Genomic DNA, 19,671 nt, shown 5'->3' on the forward strand with positions numbered 1-19,671 from the left:
GTCCGCGCAGGCGCGGACGCGGCGCCAAGCTTAGCGGCGGGTGGGTTTGCGCGGTAGCGGCGCTTCGCCGGTGTCTTCGGCCAGCCAGTCCAGGCGCCAGGTGGCCGGGCGCTCCTGCGACAGCAGCCGGCTCATCGCGCGCAGCGGTTCGCGCAGCACATCGTCGAGCTTCCACGGCGCGTTGAGGATGACCACGCCCGAACCGTTGAGGCGCAGCGGCGAGTCGTCCGGCCGCACCAGCAGTTCCGCGCGCAGCACGCGGCGCACGCCGCTGTGCTGCGTCCAGCGCAGGAACGGCTGCACCTGGCTGCGCAGCTTGATCGGGTACCACACCGCGTACACGCCGGTGGGCCAGCGCAGCAGCGCGGCTTTCAAGGCCTGCTCGATGCTGCGGTACTCGGCTTCCTGCGCTTCGTACGGCGGATCGATCAGCACCAGACCGCGCTTTTCCTTCGGCGGCAGCAGGCCCTTCAAGGCTTCGTAGCCGTTGCGCTCGTGTACGTGCACGCGGCGGTCGTGGTGGAACAGTTCGCGCAGGCGGGTGGCTTCTTCCGGATGCAGTTCGCATAGCTGCGCGGTGTCGATATCGCGCAGCGCGTTGGCGGCCTGCAGCGGCGAGCCGGGGTAGAGCCGCAGTCCGTCCTTGTTGCCGGGCAGTGCCAGCACCGAATCCAGCCAGTGCCGCAGCGGCGGCGGCAGCGGGCCCGAGGGCGCGCTCTTTGCGCTCTGGTGCAGGTCCGGAAACAGCAGGCGGACGATGCCGTCCTTGTATTCACCGGTCTTGCCCGCTTCCGCGCTGTCCAGCGCATAGCAGCCGCTGCCGGCGTGCGTGTCGACGAAGCAGAACGGGGTGGGCTTGGCCTTCATCGCCTCGATCAGGGCGAACTGCACGGTGTGCTTGAGGACATCGGCGAAGTTGCCGGCATGGTAGGCGTGGCGATAGTTCATGCCGCCATTGTAGGTTGGGGTGAGCCCCAGGCGAACCCCAACGTTGCCGCCATGTTGGGGTTCGCCGGGGCTCACCCCGACCTACGCCATGCGGTGAAGCCGCTTGAAGCCAACTCCAGAGTTGTTCCCCCTGGTGCCCGCTGGCATCCTCCGGCTCATGTTTCATCGCCTCCTCCCCTCGCTACGCCGCTCCCGTGCCCTGTTCGCGCTGGCGCTGTGCGCGTGGCTGCTGCTGGCGAGCATGGCCTGGGCCACCGGTGGGTGTTGCGACGAACTGCAGCCGGCACCGGCCAAAGCGATGCAGATGGACGGCCACGCCGGCATGCATGGCATGCACGACGTGCAGCCGCAGGCTCCGCAGACGCATGGCCATGCGGCGCCGGATTGCACCTGCGCGCATGCGCCGGCCAAGCTGGATGGCGTGGCCATCGTCGCCGCCGCGCATCCTTCGCCCGAACGCCTGGGCCTGCCGCGCGGCAGCGAAGCCGCGCCGCAACAACCCGCCAAACCTCCCTTGAGACCTCCGTCGGCCTGACTGTCGTGCATGGCGCGGCCGCTTTGCCGGCCGCTCTTTATCCATGCCTGCGCGGCAGGCACGAGCATGACGGAGCAAGACGATGAACAAGCAGGATCCCGCGCCGGGATACCGGGGCGTCCACCTGCCGCGGCGGCGTTTCGTGCAGGGCCTGGCCCTGGGCGGCGTGGCCGCCGGCCTCGGCCTGTGGCGTGGCGACGCGCTGGCGCAAGCGGCCAGCGCGCCGCGCGCCGAACTGAGCGGCACCCATTTCGAACTGGAGATCGGCGAGCTGCCGGTCGATTTCACCGGACGCCGGCGCATCGCCACCGTGGTCAATGGCCAGTTGCCCGCGCCGCTGCTGCGCTGGCGCCAGGGCGACACCGTCACCCTGCGCGTGCGCAACCGCCTGGCGGTGACCAGTTCGATCCATTGGCACGGCATCGTGTTGCCGGCGGACATGGACGGCGTGCCCGGCATCAGCTTCGACGGCATCCCGCCCGGCGGCGAATACCTCTATCGCTTCAGCGTGAACCAGGCCGGCACCTACTGGTATCACAGCCATTCGCGCTTCCAGGAGCAGATCGGCCTGTACGGCCCGATCGTGATCGAGCCGCGCGGCGGCGAACGCCATCCCGCGCAGCGCGACTACACCATCCTGCTGAGCGAGTGGACCGATACCGACCCGGAGCGCATCTACGCCAACCTCAAGCAGCAAAGCGACTACTACAACCTCGGCAAGCGCACCGCCGGCGAATTCCTGCGCGATGTGCGCCGCCAGGGCCTGGGCGACGCACTGGCCGAACGGCGCATGTGGCAGCAGATGCGCATGGACCCGACCGACCTCGCCGACGTCTCCGCGATGGCCTACACCTATCTGGTCAACGGCTGCGCGCCGGCGGGCAACTGGACCGGCCTGTTCGAAGCGGGCGAGAAGGTGCGCCTGCGCTTTATCAACGGCGCATCGATGAGCTTCTTCGACGTGCGCATTCCCGGCCTGAAGATGACCGTGGTCGCCGCCGACGGGCAGCCGGTCGAGCCAGTCACGGTGGACGAATTCCGCATCGGCACGGCCGAAACCTACGACGTGATCGTGGAGCCCTCGGCCGACCGCGCCTGGACCATCTTCGCGCAAAGCATGGACCGCAGCGGCTATGCGCGCGCTACGCTGGCGCCGCGCGCGGGCATGCTGGCCGAGGTGCCGCCGCTGGATCCGCGCCCGCTGCTGAGCATGGGCGACATGATGGGTTCGATGTCGATGGGTTCGATGGGGCATGCCATGGGCGACATGGCTCAGATGGGTCACCAGATGGCCGCCACACCCGCACTGAAGACCGGCGTGGAAGTGGACATGCGCGTGCCGCAACCGCGCCGCAATCTCGACGACCCCGGCGTGGGCCTGCGCGACACCGGTCGGCGCGCGCTCAGCTATGCCGACCTGCACGCGGTGGATGCGCCGATCTCGCCCGAGGTGGATCGCGAACTCACCCTGCGCCTCACCGGCAATATGGAACGCTATCTATGGTCGTTCGACGGCACGCGTTTTTCCAACGCCGGGCCGCTGCGCCTGAAATACGGCGAGCGCGTGCGCATCACTTTGATCAACGACACCATGATGACCCACCCGATCCACCTGCACGGCATGTGGAGCGAGCTGGAAAACGAGCATGGCCAGTTCCAGGTGCGCAAGCACACCGTGGTGGTGCAGCCAGCGCAGCAGCTCAGCTATCGCGTCAACGCGGATGCGCTCGGCCGCTGGGCGTATCACTGCCATCTGCTCTACCACATGGAGGCGGGCATGTTCCGCGAGGTGGTGGTGGCATGAAGACGATGCACTACGCATTCGCCTTGCTGTCGATGCTGCCGTTCACCGCGGCGGCTCAGGACGGCATGCAAGGGCATGAGCATCACCATGCGCCAGCGAAATCCGCCAATGCTCCCGCGCAGCACGCGACGATGGACGACATGCCCGGCATGCAGATGCAGCCCGAGCAGGCTAAGCCGCAAGCGCAAGCCAAGGACGAGCATGCCAGCCACGCCATGCCCATGCCGCCGACATTGCCACCGAACGACCACGTGCCACCGCCACCGCCGCAACACCAGCCTGCGCCGATGCCACCCGCGCACATGGTGGACATGATGCAGATGGACGACCTGGCCAAACGTGGCATGTGGTTGTTCGATCGCCTCGAACGCACGCGCGGTATCGGCGGTGACTACGCCACGGCGTGGGAGGCCGAAGGCTGGTGGGGCAGCGATACGAATCGGGTGTGGCTGCGCACGGAAGGCGAACGCAGTGCGCAAGGTACGCAGGATGCGCGCGCCGAAGTGCTGTGGGGCCATGCCTTCAGCACGTTCTGGGACTGGCAGCTCGGCGTGCGCCACGACTTTGGCCAAGGTCCGGATCGCCAATGGCTGGCAGTCGGCGTGCAAGGCCTGGCGCCGTACTGGTTCGAAACGCAGGCGACCTTTTACGCCGGCCCGCAGGGACGCACCGCGCTGCGCCTGCAGAGCAGCTACGACCTGCGTTTTACCCAACGCCTGATCCTGGCGCCCGAGCTGGAAGTGAACTTCTACGGCAAGGACGACCCGCGGCGCGGCATCCGCTCCGGATTGTCGGAAGCAGAAGCAGGCCTGCGCCTGCGCTACGAATTCAGTCGCCGCTTCGCGCCGTATATCGGCGTGAACCACACGCGGCGTTTCGGTGAACCCACCGGCCTGCCGCGTCGCGAGACGACCTGGCTGGCCGGTATCCGGCTTTGGTTCTGAAGGAGGAATCTGCGATGAAAGCCTTGCTGTTGTTCTTGCTGCTGGCCGCGATCGCCGCGCTGGCCTTGGTCTATTCCGGCATCTATCCGATCGGCGCCGACCAGCCGCATTGGGCGGTCACCGAACGCGCGCTGGAAGTGTTGCGCGATCGCTCGATCGAGAAACAGGCGGCGGGTATCGCGGTGCCTGCGCTGGACGATCCGGCACGTATCCGTCGCGGCGCCATGCATTACGCGCAGATGTGCAGCTCCTGCCATCTGACACCCGGCATGCGCGATACCGAACTGCGCAAGGGCCTGTATCCGCAACCGCCGGACTTGGCGCGGCATGGCGTGCACGATCCGGCGGAGGCGTTCTGGACGATCAAGCATGGCGTGAAGATGAGCGCCATGCCGGCCTGGGGCCGCAGCCATGACGATGCGGCGATCTGGGATATGGTGGCGTTTCTGCAGGTGCTGCCGAAGCAGGACGAGGCGGCGTTCGAGGAGATGGCAGGATCGGCGGGGGACGATGGGCATGGTGGCGGGCATCACCATCACGACGACGAGCATGACGATCACGACGACCATCATTGAACATCGCGTAGGTTGGGGTGAGCCGAAGGCGAACCCCAACGTATCGCCACGTTGGGGTTCGCTGGCCGCTCACCCCAACCTACGCCCAAGTGAAGGCGAATCGATCAGTAGGCGAGCGTGATGCGCTTGTTCTCCGCATCCCGCTGCTCCAAGCGATCCAGCAACCCAGCCGCGTAATCGGCGATCGAAATCCGGCTATTGCCTTCCGCATCCACCAGCAACTGCTCTCCACCCACCCGGTACTTGCCGGTGCGCTCGCCCGGCTCGATCACCGCGGCGGGGCTGAGGTACGTCCAGATGGTGTCGCCGTTGCTGGCACGAAACACTTCCAGCGCCTTGCCCTGCGCCTCAGCCTCCGGCTTCCACGCAGCGGGGAAATGCGGATCGTCGATCACCCGCTTGCCCGGCGCCACCTCCAGCGTGCCCGCACCACCCACCCAGAACAGGCGCGACACGCCGGCCTTGGGCAGGTTGTCGAGCAGCACGCGTGCGTTGGACGGCACCAGCCCAGGGTCGCCATCGCGGCGCGCCGACAGGCTGGCCACTGCGGCATCGGCGCCGCGCACGGCGTCGGTCCAGCTTTCCGGCTTGGCCACATCGCCGGTGACTACGGTGAGCCTGGCGTTCTGCTGCGGCAGGCGCGAAGGATCGCGTACCACCGCGATCACGTCGTAGCCGCGCGCCAGTGCTTCGTCGAGGATGCCTTGGCCGATATGGCCGGTGGCACCGAACAGTGCGATTTTCATAAGCGATCTCCAGTGAGGGATGGTCGACAAAGGGATGGCATGGCTGGAATGCAGTGGCTCGAGGCCACTTCATCTCGCCCTTGCTGACTTTTGGCGCTCAGCTCCAGCGACGCTTCCTCGCCGGCAGCAGGGCAGTGCGGAAGGCGCGCATGGAAGATGTCTCGCAGTGGGAATGAAGCAAAGCATGCGCCGATCATTGATACGGATATATGTATCAACGATTAATTCACTGTAAAGTCTAATTTGACAGTGAGCGGAGGCGCGCATGGCGAACGAGGTCAATCTCAACCGGCTGGCGGTGTTCGCGGCGCTGGTGCGCGCCGGTTCCTTCACCCGCGCAGCGGAGGAGCTGGGCATGACCAAGGCCATGGTCAGCCAGCATCTGGCGCGGCTGGAACAGGAGCTGGGCGTGACCCTGCTGGTGCGCAGCACGCGGCGCATGTCGCTGACCGAAGCCGGCGCCACCTTCCATGCGGACTGCGTGCGCATCCTGGCCGATGCCGAAGCGGCGATCGAACGCGCCGGCGAAAGCCGCGACGCGCCACGCGGCACGCTGCGGCTGACGGCTTCGCTCGATTACGGCATCGCGGTGGTGGTGCCGCGGCTGGCCAGCTTCATGCGGCACTATCCCGCGGTGCAGGTCGACCTGGTGCTGAGCGACCACATCACCGATGTGATCGCCGAGCGCTTCGACCTGGCGATCCGCGGCGGCTGGCTGCGCGATTCCAGCCTGCGCGCCACGCGGCTCGGCAGCTTCCGCCAACTGCTGGTGGCCGCGCCGGCCTACCTGGCCGAACACGGCACGCCGCGCCGGCTCGACGACCTGGCCGCGCACGGCGCGATCGCGATGTCCGCGCTGCCGGTGCCGTTGCGCTGGCAGTTCACCGGCGCGGGCGGCGCGCGCCGCACCCTTCGCCTGCGCCAGGCGGCGCAGGCCAACAGCGCCGCGGCGGTGCGCGGCCTGGTGCTGGCGGGTACGGGTATCGCGGTGCTGCCGGACTATCTGGTGGAAGAGGACATCCGTGCCGGGCGCTTGGTCGCGCTGCTGGCGCAATACCGCCTGCCGGAGGGTGGGGTGCATGCGGTGTATCCCGGGCGCAAGGCGCCGGCCAAGGTACGCGCCTTTATCGAGCACCTGCAGAGCGAGATGGCACCGCTGGTCACTCGATGACGTTGTGGCTCTCGGCGGTGCCCAGCAGTTCCGGTTGCGCGGGTTTCGTGCTGCGGCGATGGAGCAGCGGATGCACGAACACGGCGGCCAGGATGATCGCCACGCCCGCATAGAATTTGCCGTCGAGCTGGTGCTGCTCGCCCAGCAGCAGGATCGCCAGCACGATCGCGTACACCGGCTCCAGGTTCGTCACCATCTGCGTGCCGAACGCGCTCATATGGCGCAAGGCCACCAGCGCCAGCGCGAATGGCAACAACGTGCAGCCGAAGGACAGCAGCAGGAGCAGCGCGGTGTCGTGCGCGCCGGGCAGCACGAACGCCGGGCCGGGCAGCAGCGGGGCGAGCAGGGTCAGGAACAGCGTGCCGGTGCCCAGCTCGATGCAGGTCACCGTCAAGGGATCGGCGCGGTCGACGAAGCGTTTGTTGAACGCGCCGAACAGCGCCACCAGCAGCGCGGACAACGTGCCCACCGCAATGCCTGAGCGCATGTCCTCCGGCACGCCGCCGGCGACCAGGGCCACGCCCGGCACCACGGCCACGCCGATCAACAATTCGCGCGGATCGAACTTGCGCCCGGCGATCCAAGGTTCGACCAGGGCCAGGAACACCGGACCCAGCGCGATGCAGGTCGCCGCTACCGAAGCGTTGGCCAGCTTGATCGCCGCATAGAAGGTCAGCCAATGCAGCGAGACCAGGGCGCCGATGCCTGCATAAGCCCAGCGCAGGCGCACCGGCATCGCTTTCAAGCCGCGCCGCACCTTGGCGATCAGCAGCAATGACCCCGCCACCAGCAGCATGCGCCACCACACCAGCGGCAGTGCCGGCAAGGTGATCAGCTTGCCGAGGATGGCAGTGAAGCCCCACAGCAGGACGCAGAAATGGATCTGCAGGCGGGCTTTGGCGACAGCATGCATGGGGAGGCGAGAGCGGGAGCGGAGCCACATTGTAGGTTGGGGTGAGCCATAGGCGAACCCCAACAGCCGCGCTCCAGCCGAAGCGACCCGTTGGGGTTCGCCTGTGGCTCACCCCAACCTACGCCGGTCGTATCGGGGCCTACTCGTCTTCGTCGTCCGTGCCGTCGGCTTTCCAATAGCCGGTCGCACGCACCCATTCCTTCGGCACGTCACGCTCGGCCAGCATCAAGCGCATATTGCGCGCACGCCGCGATTCGGCCGCGATCCAATAGAACGTGTCGCCCTTCGTCGACAGGCGCTGCAGAGCTGCCACGCGGCGCAAGGCATCCTCGAGCAAGCTGCTGGCCGCGCCCTCCACGCCATCGCGTTCGAACCACTGCACGTCGCACTGCGCATCGGTGAACAGCAACTGCCGGTCCGACGCATCCGGTACCTCGGCCAGCACCGTGGCGGACATCGACGCCGGCATTTGCTCCAGCCAGCGCCCGATCGCCGGCAGTCCGGTCTCATCCGCCACCAGCACGTAATGGTCGAAATCGTCGGCCACCACGAAGGAGCCGCGCGGTCCGCCCGCGCCGATCACCGCGCCCGCTTTCGCCGCTTCCGCCCAGGCCGAGGCGGGGCCGTCGCCGTGCAGGACGAAGTCGATGGTGAGTTCGCCGCGCGCGGCGTCGTGATGGCGCGGGGTGTAGTCGCGCATCGGCGAAGGATCGGCGCCCGGCGGATATTCGAGGCCATTGGGCCCGCGCTTGGGAAACACCAGCTCGCCGGCGTCATTGGGGAAGAACAGCTTGACGTGATCGTCCGGCGCGCCGCTGAAGAAACCTTCGAGCTGCGCACCGCCGAGCACGATGCGCTGCATATGCGGCGTCAGCCGCTCGACGTGCAGCACTTCGAGCTGGCGCATGCGCACTTCGTGCATCACCCTGCGGGATTCGTGTTTGCTCATGAAAACCTCGGAACGGATAGGGAACGCCACCGCGCAGCGGGGCGGAAACCGGGTGGCTGGCCGAGGGGCGTGGCGCCGGAGGAGTAGCTCGCGAAGGCCGATGTGGGCCGCGAAGACGGGCATTTCAAGCCGGGCCGCGCGCATACACGGCCCGGCTTGATGCCGTCATGGAAGTCACTCGCGGCGCGAACCGGCGGCGATGTCGGCCGCAGCCTTTTCCAGGATCGAGGCCACGCGCTGCGTCTCCGCCTTGCTCCAGTCGGCGCCGCGCATCAGCAGGGCATGCTTGAGCGCATGCATGGCATTACGGATCGGCATCGGCATCGACATGCGCGCCGCCATGCGCGCGCTTTCCTCGGTGCGGCTGGTCACCGCTTCCACCGCGGCGCGGTTCTCGTCCAGGAAGGCGCGGCCGGCGTCGGTGATGGCGTAGAGCTTGCGGCCGCCCTGTTCGTTCTCGAGCTGGGCATGGCCCAGTTCCTCGAGCATGGTCAGGGTGGGATAGATCGCGCCGGGGCTGGGCGAGTAGTGGCCGTGGAACATCTCTTCGATCAGCCGGATCAGCTCGTAGCCGTGGCGCGGCTGCTGCTCGATCAGCGCCAGCAGCAACAGTTTCAGGTCGCCGTGGCCGAACATGCGGCCGCCGCCACCGCGGCGTCCGCCGCCGCGCAGGCCGGCCCATTCGGCGAAGAAGTCGCCGCCCATGCGGTCGCCGAAATGGTGGCCGCGGCCGAAGTGGTGCTCGTAGCGCTCATGGCGCGCGCCGCCGTCCCAGTCCATGTCGTCGGCCTGGAACGGGTGGAAGCGCTCGCGCAGGTATTCGTGGTGCAGGTGGTGGTACTGGCGAAGGGCATGGAAGAAGTGGCGGGGGCTGCGCATGATGGATTCCGATATATCGTAAGTTGGTGCTGACGATATATCGGAAGAATATCGAATACAAGTGTCCGGACGCTCCGGAAGGGAGCGTCGTTTCACCCGTAACTTATTGATGCAACTAGCGAGTCGAGGCCTTGCCCGAGCGCAGCTGCTGCAGCACCTGCTGGCAGGTATTGGGCTGGCTGCCCTGGCTGGCGACCACCAGCGGCAGCAGGGCCGCGGCCGGCGCCGCCAGCACGCCCAGCACCACCGCGCCGCCGCCGCGCAGCAGCAGCGGGCCGGTGTGCACGCCGACATCGGGGTTCTTCAGCGTGCCGCGCACATACAGCGGCGAGCGCAGGGTGAACACGCGCAGGCCCTTGCTGTGCGGTTTCACGTCCAGGTCCAACTGCTCGCTGGCGAAGTTGACCTTGCCCTCGACATTGATCACCGCGTCCTCGGTGTCGAACACGAACAGCCGCGTGTTGAATACGCCGTCGTTCGCGGCGAGGTCCGAAGCGGCGCAGTTGATCTTCACCACTTTGTCGCCGAACAGCTTGCCGATCACGATATTGCCGACGTTGAGGCCGGCGGTTTCCAACAGGTTCTTGCTGATCGCGCCATCGTTCATCAGCAGCTTCAGCTCACCGTCGGCGCTGCCGAGCAAGGCGGCGACGGAATTGCCGCGCGCCTTGAGGTTGGCGTCGCCGTTGATCTCGCCGAAGCTGGTGTTCATCGCCTGGAAGGTGGGGAACAGCTGCTTCAGTTTCAGTCCGCGCAGGCGCAGGTTGACCGCGCCGCGCATCGGCGCCTGGCTGCCGTCCAGGCGGATGGTGCTGCCGACGCGCCCGCCGGCCACGCCGAAATCCAGCGGGTCGAGCAGCAGCACGCCGTTGTCCATGACGACGTGGGTGTCCAGCGAATCGATCGGCAGATCCGCGCCGCGCACGATGCGCGCGCCGGTGAAACGCACGTCGGCATCCATGGCTTTCCAGCGCTCGGTGCGGAATGGTTCCACCGGCAGCACCTTGTCCGCCGGCTGCGGGGTGGCGTCGCCGCGGCGCTGTTTTTCCGCATTGGAATCGGCGCCGATCAACGGCGCCAGGTCGGCGAACTGCAGCAGCTGCGAGCGCAGCGTGCCGCTGAGCTTGGGCCGTGCGCCGCCGGTGACGAAGTCCAGGCTGCCAGCCAGGTCGCTGCCGCCCACGCGGCCGCGGAAGTTGCGGTAGCTGAAATGGCTGCCGCCACGCTTCAGTTGCGCGGTGAGATGGCCTTCGGTGGCGTAGGGCGGCGTGTCCGGCAAGGTCACGCCGGTGATGGCGTAGAGCTTGGCCATGCTGCTGCCGGAGAACCACAGCTTCACGTCCAGCGCGCCCAGGTGCAGCGGATCGGTGAGCGTGCCGGCCAGGGCGATATGGCTGTCGCCGATATGCACGTCCGCCTGCAGCGGGAACGGCCGGTCGGTGTCCTGCAACGCGATCACGCCGCCGATCTTTCCATTGCCCTTGAGCGGAGCGCCCTGATAGCTGCCGGTGGCCTGCCAGGCGAACAGGTACGCGGTGCCCGAAGCCTTGGCGTCGACCTTGTCCTCGTCCTTCTCCTTGCTCGACGCAAGCGCCTTGCGCGCTGCGCCGCCGGCGGTGCGTGCGGCCTGGTCGCGCGCGTCGTCGGCTTGCTGCTGCATGATCTGGTCGAACGGGATCGCCTGCAGCAGCGGCTGCACGTCGACCTGCAGCTTCACCTTGCCCACCGCGTCGTCGTAGCTGATCTGGCCGCGGTCGAAGCCGATCGCGCGCAGATCCATCTTCCACGACGAAGGTTCATCGCTTTTGCCGAAGGCGAAATCCCAGTTGGCCCTGTCCGGCGCCTGCCGTTCGAGATCGACCACCGGGTGTTCCAGCTGCACGCTGGGGATCACGATGCGATGCGCCAGCAGCGGCAAAGGCGCCACGCGCACGCGTACGGCGTCCAGCTGCGCGAACTGCGGCTGCTTCGCCCATTCCGGATTAGCGATGCGGATATCGCGTGCGATCAGTTCCGGCCACGGAATCCATCCGCCCAGGCCGCTTTCGCCGGGTTCGCGCCGCCATGCCACGCTGAGGTCGCCCTGGATCGCGAAGGGCCGACCGACCGCCTGGCTCACCTTGTCGTTGATGGTGGGCTTGAGGCGGTTCCAGTCGTAGGTGGCGATCACCAGCACCGCGATGGCTATCAGCACCACTGGCAATGCGGCCAGCGACCAGATCAACACCTTGCGGCTTCGCTTCATGCTTTTCTCCCGCGCCACTTCCATCGCGACAGATAACCGCATGCGCGAAAAAATTGTGTATGTGCGGGGTGTCGCGCTCAGAGGCTGTTCACGCTGCCTGCAGCGGGCTGATCCTGCGCGCGCGCGTTTGCGTAGGTTGGGGTGAGCCATAGGCGAACCCCAACGGGGCGACGATGTTGGGGTTCGCCTGAGGCTCACCCCAACCTGCGCCAGGCGCTGAGACAGTGCTCAGGGCTTCGCTTCGCGCACCGGGATATTGATGCTGCACAGGTCGATCTTGCCCGCCGGGTTGCGATAGAAATCGTCGCGGCGGTTGCGCTTGGCTTCGACCAGCGCGGCAAAGGTGCTGCTGTCGGTGCGGAGCACCTCGATGTTCGGGCGCTCCTTCGCCGGCATGTCCACGGCCAGCTTCACCGACTCGATGGTGGTGCGCTGCTCCGGCTTCTCGTAGAAGCCGAGCGGGCCGGTGCCGCGCGGGAACGCCGAGAGAAACTCCATGCCCTGGATCACCCGGCCGGCCACTGCGAGGTTGCGGTCCAGCCCGCGTGGCGCCTGGCCGATGATCGCGTACAGCGAACTGCCGCTGCCGGTTTCCGGCGCCACGTCGCGCGCCACGCCCACCGCGCCATAGCAATGCGTCAGCCACTCCTGGCCGCTGGCCTTGTCGCGCGCGGCAGGGAAGCCTTCGACGAAGCCCACCTCCGGTGCATACACGTCGCCGTCCGGCAGCGCGGTCCACGGCAGCTTGGCGTCGATCGGGCGGGTGTACTCCGCCGGCACCGTCTTCTTGGCCTTGCCGAGCGAGCGCAGCTTGTTCTTGTCGCCCTTGTCGTCGTCTTCCGGATCGCCCCACTGGGTGACGAAGTTGTCCTGCACGCGGATGATCGCCAGCCCGTCGAAATAGTGCTCGTGCACCAGGGTGCGGATGTTGTCCGCGTGCAGCGGGGTGAAGTCCGGGGCCAGCTCGATCAGCACCTTGCCCTGCGGCAGGCGCATCTCCAGCAGGTTGTTCGGGTCGGGCTTGCGCCATTCGGCGGGCTTGGACTGCTGCAGCAATTCCTTCGGCGTGGCCGACTTGCCCGCCGGCGGCGTGTCGGCCAGGGCCGGCAGGGCCAGGGCGCAGAGCAGGGAGAGGCCGAGCAGGCGCGGAACGAGGCGGGACATGGCGGACCTTGGCGTGGTGGTGGAAACCCGCCGGAAGGTAGCAGAGTGCGGGGCCGCCGACGCGGCCCGCCGGTCATTGGCCGTAGGAGCAGGCGCCGATCCAGTCGGGCGGCTGGGGCGACAGCTGCTGCGCCACCGCCTGGTAGTCCGGGTCCAGTTGCGCGGCCAGCCAGAACAGCGAGGCGGCGCTCTTCGGATTCCACGGCCCGCTATAGCCCTTCTCGCCGGCTTGTTCGCGCTGATGATCGAACTTCACCTGCGTGTGCACGAACTCCTGGTGCGTCTTGCGGCCTTCGGCATACGGACGCAGCCAGTCCAGCGCCTTGGCCAGCGAAGCACCCTGTGGCGTGGCTTCATGCAGCCAGTCGTCACCGAACGGCTTGGCGGCGAGCGAGGCGGTGACCAGCGGCTGCAGGTCGTACACCACGTAATGCAGCGCGTCGCGCTCGGCGAAATCGATCGCTTCGCCATCCGGCTTGATGTTGTCGGCGAGCTGGCGTTCGAACAGCTCATGCGCGGTTTTCAGCATCGCCACGTCGCCCAGCGCGGCGGCGGCGAGCGTCACCAGTTTGACGCGATGGCTTTGCCAGTTGTTGGTAGCGGTGCCAGGTTTGTGATCGGAAGGAAAGGCACGGATGCGTTCGATATAACCCTCGCCCAGCTTGCGCAGCCAGCTGCGCACGGCGTCGCGTGTCGAGGCGGGCAGGGTGGCGGAAGTCAGCACATAAGCATCGATCAATCCGTCGAGATTGGTTTCGTCGATGGGATTGAAATCGGGTTGATAGGTGCTCGACCACGCCACCAGATAATCGTTGACCTGGTGCAGGTAGCGCACATCCGCACTCAGCCGCCACGCCAGCGCCGCCTGTCGCGCCAGTGGCCAATCGCGTTCGGCATCGATGCTCTCGTCGCGAATGCCTTGATGCGGCAGCGTGCCTTCGGTGTGCACGTGGGCGAGCGCGTGGGGCTTGTCGTCGAGCTGCTTCTCCGCGGCGGCGAGGACGCGTTTGGCGGATGCGTTCTGTTCGCCCGCGCCGGGCGCCTTGGGCTGGCACAAGGTGATGGCGCGTGGCGGCGTCATGCTGCCGCGCACCTGCGCTGGCGCGGAGGCGGCGAACAGCGACGCGATGGCGAGCGACAATGCGATGGATCCACGTGACATGGCGACTCCTGGCCTTCCGTTCGGGCCAGTGTGCCGCCTCGAGCGCTTATCGGATGTGAGGCAAGTTCCTGCGGTCAGCCGTGGGCAAGGCCCGTCGGTGTGCTCATGCCGCGCCGTGCTCCGCCGTGCTTGCGCTGCGGGCCTTGAACCACGCCAGTGCCTCTTCCCACAGCGGCTGCGCATGCTGGCGGAAATAGCCCATATGCCCAAGCGAGCCGTAGCCTTCCTTCTTCGCATCGACATCCCGGCGTTGCAGCGGCGCATGGCGATAGCCGCCGATAAAGGCATCGCGCGAGCGGGGCAGGGCCCACAGGTCGTCCACTGCATTGGCGGCGACGATCGGCGTGCGCACGCGCGCATAGACGTCCGCCATGTGGGACATCGCCGGGTCGTCGAAGAAGTAATGCGGGAAGCGGCACCAGCGGCGCCAGTCGCGATAGACGCCCATCGGCAGGTCTTCGCCCGCGCCTAGCAGTTTCCATGGCATATAGCCTTTCCAGTGCGTCAGCATCGGCAGCAGCACATTCCACGCCAGCCAGATGCGCGTGCGTTCCGGTTGCGGCATCCAGCCATGCCAACCCGCGCCGACGCCGAACAGGTAAGCGCCGGCAAGGCGCTGGTGATTGGGCAGCAGGCCCAGCGCGTGCCCGCCGAAGGAATGGCCGACCAGGTACAGCGGCGTGTCGCCCTCGGCCAGATGCTCCACCGCGGCGGCGAGGTCCTGCGTGGCCCAGTCGAGAAAACGCATCTCGAAGCCTTTCAGGCTGGCGGGGCGCGAAGCGCCGACGCCGCGGTAGTCCATGGTGAGCACGGTGTAGCCGTGCGCGTTGGCGAATTCGGCGAAACGCCGATAAAAGCCCTGCGGTACGCCGGTGGCGCTGCCCACCACGATGCGCGCGGTTTCCTTGCCGTTGGCCGGATACAACACGGCACCGAGTCGATAACCATCCTGCGCCACCAGGGTGAGCGCCTGGCCGGAAGCGGCGGCGACAGTATTCATGCGCGAGTTCCCTTCAGGTTGACCAGCTCCGTGCGCAACAGGCCCAGCAGCATCTCCACCGTATCGTTCATCGGCTTCGCGCTGCCGGCCACGCGGGCCTGGATCAACGAGCCTTCGTAGGCGGACACGATCAGCGCCGCCAATTGCGCCGAGCGTTTCGCGCCGACCCCGGCCTTGACCAGCATGCCCGTCACCAGTTCGCGGAATTCGCCGAAGGCCTGGGCCAGCGACTGGCGCAGCTCGGCATCGTCCGGGGTGGATTCCAGCGAGATGGTGGCCAGCGGGCAACCGCGTTCGAAGCCGCTGCGTTCCAGCCGCTTGTGCGCATGGTTCCACCAGGTCTTCAGCGCCTCCACCGGATCGGTATTCGCATCGGCGAGCTGCTGCAGGCTCGCCTTGATCTGCGTCACGGCGGCTTCGATGGCGGCGACCGCGAGATCCGTCTTGCCGCCCGGGAAGTGGTGATACATCACGCCTTTCGGCGCCTGTGCCTCGTGCAGGATCTCGCTCAGGCCGGCGCCGTGCAGGCCTTTGCGCTGCAGGGAATCGAACATGGCCGCGACAAGGCGTTCGCGGGAGCTGGGCGCGTCGTTGCTTTTCATGATGGGCGAATCTATAGACCGGTCGGTCCAGTTGTCAACCGTGGCGCATCGGTGGCGCAGCACATGCACTAGGCTTGCGCTGAGACCTGCCAGGGTGAAGGACCATGTTTCGCGCCACCAACATCCATACCGCCCAGGACATCGACGCCGAAGACTTGTGGTCGATGGAGCCGGTCGATCCGGACGGTTTCGTATGCCCCGACTGCGGCTCCAAGGTCTATCCCACGTCGTACCGGCCGGAGAACCTGCGCCGCGCGCACTTCGCGGCCAAGCCGAAATGCCCGCCGTGGTGTCCGAGCAATGGCGAGGCCGATCTGCTCAAGCGCGCCCGCGCGGAATCGCTCAGCGCGGAGGACGGCGGTTTTCCCGGTTACATGCCCGCTGGATTCCGCCTGCCGGTGGAAACGACGCCTGCCGACAGCGCCGCCGGCGCGAGTGCGACCGAGGGTGAAGGCAAAGGGCGGCGCGCTCCCGCCGCGCCGCCGGAGCAGGGCGCACGCCAGCGTCCGCGCGTCACCACCAGCTTCCGCGATATCTGCCGCGCGTATCTCAACTTCCCCAACGACCGCCATCGCGAACTGCATTTCCTCGACCTGTACGGCAGCACCTACGACGAAGTGATCTGGCGTCTGCGCACGAAGCAGGATCGTCTGATCCGCTATCCCATCCCGCATCTGTTCCACGGCCCGATCGGCTGGCGCGCACCGGAAGTCAGCGACGATCACGCGCTGATCGAAATGGACGTCAAGGAATGGCACGAGGGCAAACCCGGCCGGCCCTATCAGGTGAAAGTGCTATGGGGCGACTGGACGCAGCGCCAGCGCAACGCCTTGCTGCGCGAAGTGCAAACCGCGAGCGACGAGGCGAAGGAACTGAAAAAGGCCGGCAGCAAGGACCGCAGCCTGCTGTTCTTCGTCGGTCAGCAGGAGAAGGGCGACGACGGCATCTTCGTGGTGACGGAGCGCAAGCTGATCTGCTGCCTCACCGGCTTCGACGGTCGCCCGACCGCCGCGCAGGCCAAGCGCAAGGCTTGACCTGAGGGCGCGCCGCACGCAGCGCGCTCCGCTCCAGCATCGGCGTCCATGACCAACGACAGGGTGTCTCTCCAGACACTTGCGATAGATATAACAGCGCTTATACGTTTCATCCCCATGACGCTCCCCAAGACCGCCACCCTGGGCACCCTGCTGCGGCACCTCACCGAATTGCTGGACGGTTCGGTGGAGGACGCCTACCGCTCGCTCGCCCTCGATTACCGGCCGCGCTACACGCCGGTGATGCGTGTCCTGCTCGCGCAGGGGCCGGCTTCGATCCGCGCCATTTCGTTGCGTGCAGGCATCAGCCATTCGGCGGTCAGCCAGACGGTGGCGCAGATGGTGCGCGCCGGCCTGGTGGCACAGGAGCCGGGCGGCGACGCGCGCGAGCGCATCGTCGCGCTCACCCCGGCTGGCGAGGCGATCGTGCCGGCGCTGCGCCGCCAGTGGGAAGCCACCGAAGCGGCCGCCAGGACGCTGGACCAGGAGTTGCCGATGCCTTTGACCGCGCTGCTGCGCGAGGCGATCGACGCGCTGGAACGGCGCCCCTTTCGCGAGCGCCTGCAACGCGCTGCATCCAGCAAGACCGCATCAAGCAAGACCTCATCAAGCAAGACCTCTCCACGCAAACCGAAGCCCGGGAAAAGTTCCTCATGAAACTGCTGACCATGGTCTGTGCAAGCCTGCTGAGCCTCGCGCCCCTTGCGGCATCGGCGCAGCAAGCGCTGACTCCGAAGGAACGCGACGCGGCGATCCAGAATGTCGAGAAGCTGATCCAGGAGCGCTACGTTTTTCCCGCGCTGCGCCCGACGATCGTCGCCGCGCTGGAAAAGCAACGCCGCGCGGGCCGCTACGACACCGACGACGCCCGCGTGTTCGTCGATCGCATCACCGAGGATCTGCGCGCCGCCGGCAAGGACCGGCATCTGTGGATGAGCGTCGATCCGGCCGGCTACGCGGCGGCGCTGCGTTCCTCGCCGGACGACGACTCCGGCGACGACCCGTACTGGCGCGAGCGCGCCGTGCGCAACCACCATGGCCTGGTGGAGATGCGCATCCTGCCGGGCAATATCCGCTACCTGCGGATCGCGGAATTCGCCTGGGTGCAGGACAGCACCGGCCAGGCCTACGACGAGGCCATGCGTTTCCTCAAGGACGGCGACGCCATCATCATCGACCTGCGCAACAACCCCGGCGGCTCGCACGGCGCGGTGCAATACCTGGTCAGCCACTTCCTCGATCCCGACGTGCTGGAATACACCTTCTTCGAAGGCTCCAAGGCACCGAAGCAATCGCGCACCGCCACCTATCTACCCACCGGCCGCATCAAGGACAAGCCGCTGTACGTGCTGACCAGCCGCGGCACCGGCTCGGCCGCCGAAGCGTTCGCCTATGACGTGAAGCAGTTCAAGCTGGGCGAGCTGGTCGGCGAGAGCACCGCCGGCGCCGCCAACAACAATGCGATGCTGCCGGTCGCGCCGTATTTCGTACTCAGCGTTTCGTTCGGCCGTCCGGAACATGCCATCAGCAAAGCCAACTGGGAGCACGATGGCGTGGCCCCGGATGTCGCTTCGACGCCCTCGCTGGCCTTGGAAACCGCCGAGAAGCAGGCTTTGGACAAGTTGGCGAGCAAGCCCAAGGCCACCGAGGAGCAGAAACGCGACTATCAGTGGGCGCTGCTCGGCGTCCAGGCGGCGCTGCACCCGGTAAAGCCGGATGCAGCCACGCTCGCCCCCTTCATCGGCAGCTATCGCAAGAGCGGACCCAATGCCAATGCCATCACGGTCGTTCAGCGCGACGGCTCGCTGTGGATCACCCTGCCGCGCTGGCCCGAATCGCGGATGCAGCCGCTGACCCAGGACACCTTTGGTGTAGATGGCGTGGAGAGGCTGCGCGTGCGGCTGACCGGGAAGACCCTGGAAGCGCTGTGGAGCGATGAGGACACGCCGCGGGTGTACCAGCGCGAAGGCTGAGGGCTTGTGCTTTAATCGCCCGCAACAGCGAGGACCATCGCTCGAGCAAGGAGGCGACCGTGAGCATTCCCGAAGCCCAGATGGCCGATATCGAGCGCTTATGCGCCGAAGGCGACGGCCTGGTCGAACAGGGCCAGTTCGGCGAAGCCTACAAGAGCTACATGGCGGCCCTGCAGCTGGTGCCTGAGCCGGCCGAGCAGTTCGAGGCCACCACCTGGATCCTGGCGGCGCTGGGCGACCTGTACTTCGGCGCTGCGGACTACCACCAGGTGGTGACCGTGCTCAGCGATGCGATGCATTGCCCGGGCGCCATCGGCAACCCCTTCCTGCATCTGCGCCTGGGCCAGGCGCAACTGGAAGTGGGCAACGAGGAACGCGCCGCCGATGAATTGTGCCGCGCCTATATGGGCGGCGGCGGCGAGATCTTCGAAGAGGACGATCCGAAGTACTTTGCCTTCCTCAAGACCAGGATCCAGCCGCCGGCTGGCGGTTGGTAAGCCAAGGGGCGGCCGGCTCGATGGACATCCCGTCGCTGATGTACGAAACCGTCGCATCGCTGGCCAAGGCGATGTTCGAGGCGAACAAGTCCGGGCAGACCGCCGTCTATTGGCGCAGCTACAACCTGTTGCGCGGCTACTGCGAGGAGCAGGAAGCGCAAGGCGTGAGCCATCCCTTTCCATGGGAGACGCTGGCCGATTTCACCCGCGACGACATCGCCGCCGTACCGCTTTACCTGCATGCGCTGAAATACGCCGAACGCACCGACACCTATCGCGCATCGATCCTGTTCGAACTGGCCAGGCGCTATCAGGGCTGCGGGCGGCACGAGGCCGCGTGGACCAGCGCGACGGCAGCGAACGAATGCGCCGCGTCGCTGGACGATGCCGACCTGCGGCGCGATATCGGCAGGTTCATGCTGGAGCTGTCGGCGGGGCGCTGAAGCCGTCTTCTTTCGCACCTACCATCGTCACGAGCTGCGAGTGCAGGCCTTTTAGCCTCGAACCCACCATGTAGCATGTCGCTACTG

General features: G+C 67.0%; 20 protein-coding genes. 10 read left to right on the forward strand and 10 right to left on the reverse strand.

The window, feature by feature from the left end; translation table 11 throughout:
* Positions 1-30 precede the first annotated feature (30 nt).
* Entirely contained in the window at positions 31-948 is a 918-nt protein-coding gene (locus tag AB4083_RS08040; protein WP_441607259.1) for a 23S rRNA (adenine(2030)-N(6))-methyltransferase RlmJ, read from the reverse strand.
* Between the two features lie 157 nt (positions 949-1,105).
* Between AB4083_RS08040 and AB4083_RS08045 the strand changes: the two genes are divergently transcribed.
* From AB4083_RS08045 to AB4083_RS08060, 4 genes are all read left to right on the forward strand, one after another.
* Positions 1,106-1,483 carry a hypothetical protein gene (locus AB4083_RS08045; protein ID WP_441607260.1) on the forward strand — a complete coding sequence of 126 codons (378 nt, stop codon included), beginning with the start codon at positions 1,106-1,108 and terminating at the stop codon, positions 1,481-1,483.
* Positions 1,484-1,565: 82 nt separating this feature from the next.
* Complete coding sequence (locus tag AB4083_RS08050; RefSeq protein WP_441607261.1) at positions 1,566-3,287, forward strand: copper resistance system multicopper oxidase; 1,722 nt, start codon at positions 1,566-1,568, stop codon at positions 3,285-3,287.
* Positions 3,284-4,231: a copper resistance protein B gene (locus AB4083_RS08055; protein WP_441607262.1), complete on the forward strand. Its 948-nt coding sequence runs from the start codon at positions 3,284-3,286 to the stop codon at positions 4,229-4,231. The genes AB4083_RS08050 and AB4083_RS08055 overlap by 4 nt, the downstream gene beginning before the upstream one ends.
* Before the next feature lie 14 nt (positions 4,232-4,245).
* Complete coding sequence (locus tag AB4083_RS08060; protein WP_441607263.1) at positions 4,246-4,806, forward strand: c-type cytochrome; 561 nt, start codon at positions 4,246-4,248, stop codon at positions 4,804-4,806.
* A 104-nt stretch (positions 4,807-4,910) separates the two neighbouring features.
* On the opposite strand, the gene AB4083_RS08065 is transcribed toward AB4083_RS08060, so the two are convergent.
* Positions 4,911-5,552, reverse strand: a complete 642-nt coding sequence (locus AB4083_RS08065; RefSeq protein ID WP_441607264.1) for an NAD(P)-dependent oxidoreductase — start codon at positions 5,550-5,552, stop codon at positions 4,911-4,913.
* 265 nt (positions 5,553-5,817) lie between these two features.
* Between AB4083_RS08065 and AB4083_RS08070 the strand changes: the two genes are divergently transcribed.
* Positions 5,818-6,723, forward strand: a complete 906-nt coding sequence (locus AB4083_RS08070) for a LysR family transcriptional regulator (RefSeq protein WP_441607265.1) — start codon at positions 5,818-5,820, stop codon at positions 6,721-6,723.
* Here the strand turns inward: AB4083_RS08070 and AB4083_RS08075 are convergent.
* From AB4083_RS08075 to AB4083_RS08110, 8 genes are all read right to left on the reverse strand, one after another.
* Positions 6,713-7,636 (reverse strand): DMT family transporter, encoded by a 924-nt coding sequence (locus AB4083_RS08075; RefSeq protein ID WP_441607266.1) that lies wholly within the window; start codon positions 7,634-7,636, stop codon positions 6,713-6,715. The genes AB4083_RS08070 and AB4083_RS08075 overlap by 11 nt on opposite strands.
* A gap of 139 nt (positions 7,637-7,775) precedes the next feature.
* Complete coding sequence (locus AB4083_RS08080) at positions 7,776-8,585, reverse strand: siderophore-interacting protein (protein ID WP_441607267.1); 810 nt, start codon at positions 8,583-8,585, stop codon at positions 7,776-7,778.
* Between the two features lie 174 nt (positions 8,586-8,759).
* Entirely contained in the window at positions 8,760-9,464 is a 705-nt protein-coding gene (locus tag AB4083_RS08085) for a PadR family transcriptional regulator (RefSeq protein WP_441607268.1), read from the reverse strand.
* Positions 9,465-9,579: 115 nt separating this feature from the next.
* A complete protein-coding gene (locus tag AB4083_RS08090; RefSeq protein ID WP_441607269.1) occupies positions 9,580-11,709 on the reverse strand; it encodes an AsmA family protein in 2,130 nt (709 codons plus the stop codon).
* A 228-nt stretch (positions 11,710-11,937) separates the two neighbouring features.
* The gene (locus AB4083_RS08095; protein WP_441607270.1) at positions 11,938-12,873 is read right to left on the reverse strand and encodes a peptidylprolyl isomerase; all 936 of its coding nucleotides are present in this window, start codon (positions 12,871-12,873) and stop codon (positions 11,938-11,940) included.
* Positions 12,874-12,946: 73 nt separating this feature from the next.
* A complete protein-coding gene (locus AB4083_RS08100) occupies positions 12,947-14,035 on the reverse strand; it encodes an alginate lyase family protein (RefSeq protein ID WP_441607271.1) in 1,089 nt (362 codons plus the stop codon).
* Positions 14,036-14,138: 103 nt separating this feature from the next.
* Positions 14,139-15,035, reverse strand: coding sequence for an alpha/beta hydrolase family protein (locus tag AB4083_RS08105; RefSeq protein ID WP_441607272.1), 897 nt, complete (start codon positions 15,033-15,035; stop codon positions 14,139-14,141).
* Positions 15,032-15,637: a TetR/AcrR family transcriptional regulator gene (locus AB4083_RS08110; protein WP_441607273.1), complete on the reverse strand. Its 606-nt coding sequence runs from the start codon at positions 15,635-15,637 to the stop codon at positions 15,032-15,034. Before AB4083_RS08110 ends, AB4083_RS08105 begins: the two co-directional genes overlap by 4 nt.
* A gap of 104 nt (positions 15,638-15,741) precedes the next feature.
* Between AB4083_RS08110 and AB4083_RS08115 the strand changes: the two genes are divergently transcribed.
* The 5 genes from AB4083_RS08115 (at position 15,742) to AB4083_RS08135 (ending at position 19,584) form a co-directional block, all read left to right on the forward strand.
* Entirely contained in the window at positions 15,742-16,671 is a 930-nt protein-coding gene (locus AB4083_RS08115; protein ID WP_441607274.1) for a hypothetical protein, read from the forward strand.
* 117 nt (positions 16,672-16,788) lie between these two features.
* Positions 16,789-17,328, forward strand: coding sequence for a MarR family winged helix-turn-helix transcriptional regulator (locus AB4083_RS08120; RefSeq protein WP_441607275.1), 540 nt, complete (start codon positions 16,789-16,791; stop codon positions 17,326-17,328).
* On the forward strand, positions 17,325-18,644 hold the full coding sequence (locus tag AB4083_RS08125) for a S41 family peptidase (RefSeq protein WP_441607276.1): 1,320 nt from the start codon (positions 17,325-17,327) through the stop codon (positions 18,642-18,644). Before AB4083_RS08120 ends, AB4083_RS08125 begins: the two co-directional genes overlap by 4 nt.
* Before the next feature lie 59 nt (positions 18,645-18,703).
* Complete coding sequence (locus tag AB4083_RS08130) at positions 18,704-19,141, forward strand: tetratricopeptide repeat protein (protein WP_441607277.1); 438 nt, start codon at positions 18,704-18,706, stop codon at positions 19,139-19,141.
* Positions 19,142-19,161: 20 nt separating this feature from the next.
* Positions 19,162-19,584: a hypothetical protein gene (locus tag AB4083_RS08135; protein ID WP_441607278.1), complete on the forward strand. Its 423-nt coding sequence runs from the start codon at positions 19,162-19,164 to the stop codon at positions 19,582-19,584.
* Positions 19,585-19,671 lie beyond the last annotated feature (87 nt).

The organism is Dyella sp. 2RAB6 (genome assembly GCF_052115385.1).
GTDB lineage: Bacteria > Pseudomonadota > Gammaproteobacteria > Xanthomonadales > Rhodanobacteraceae > Dyella_D.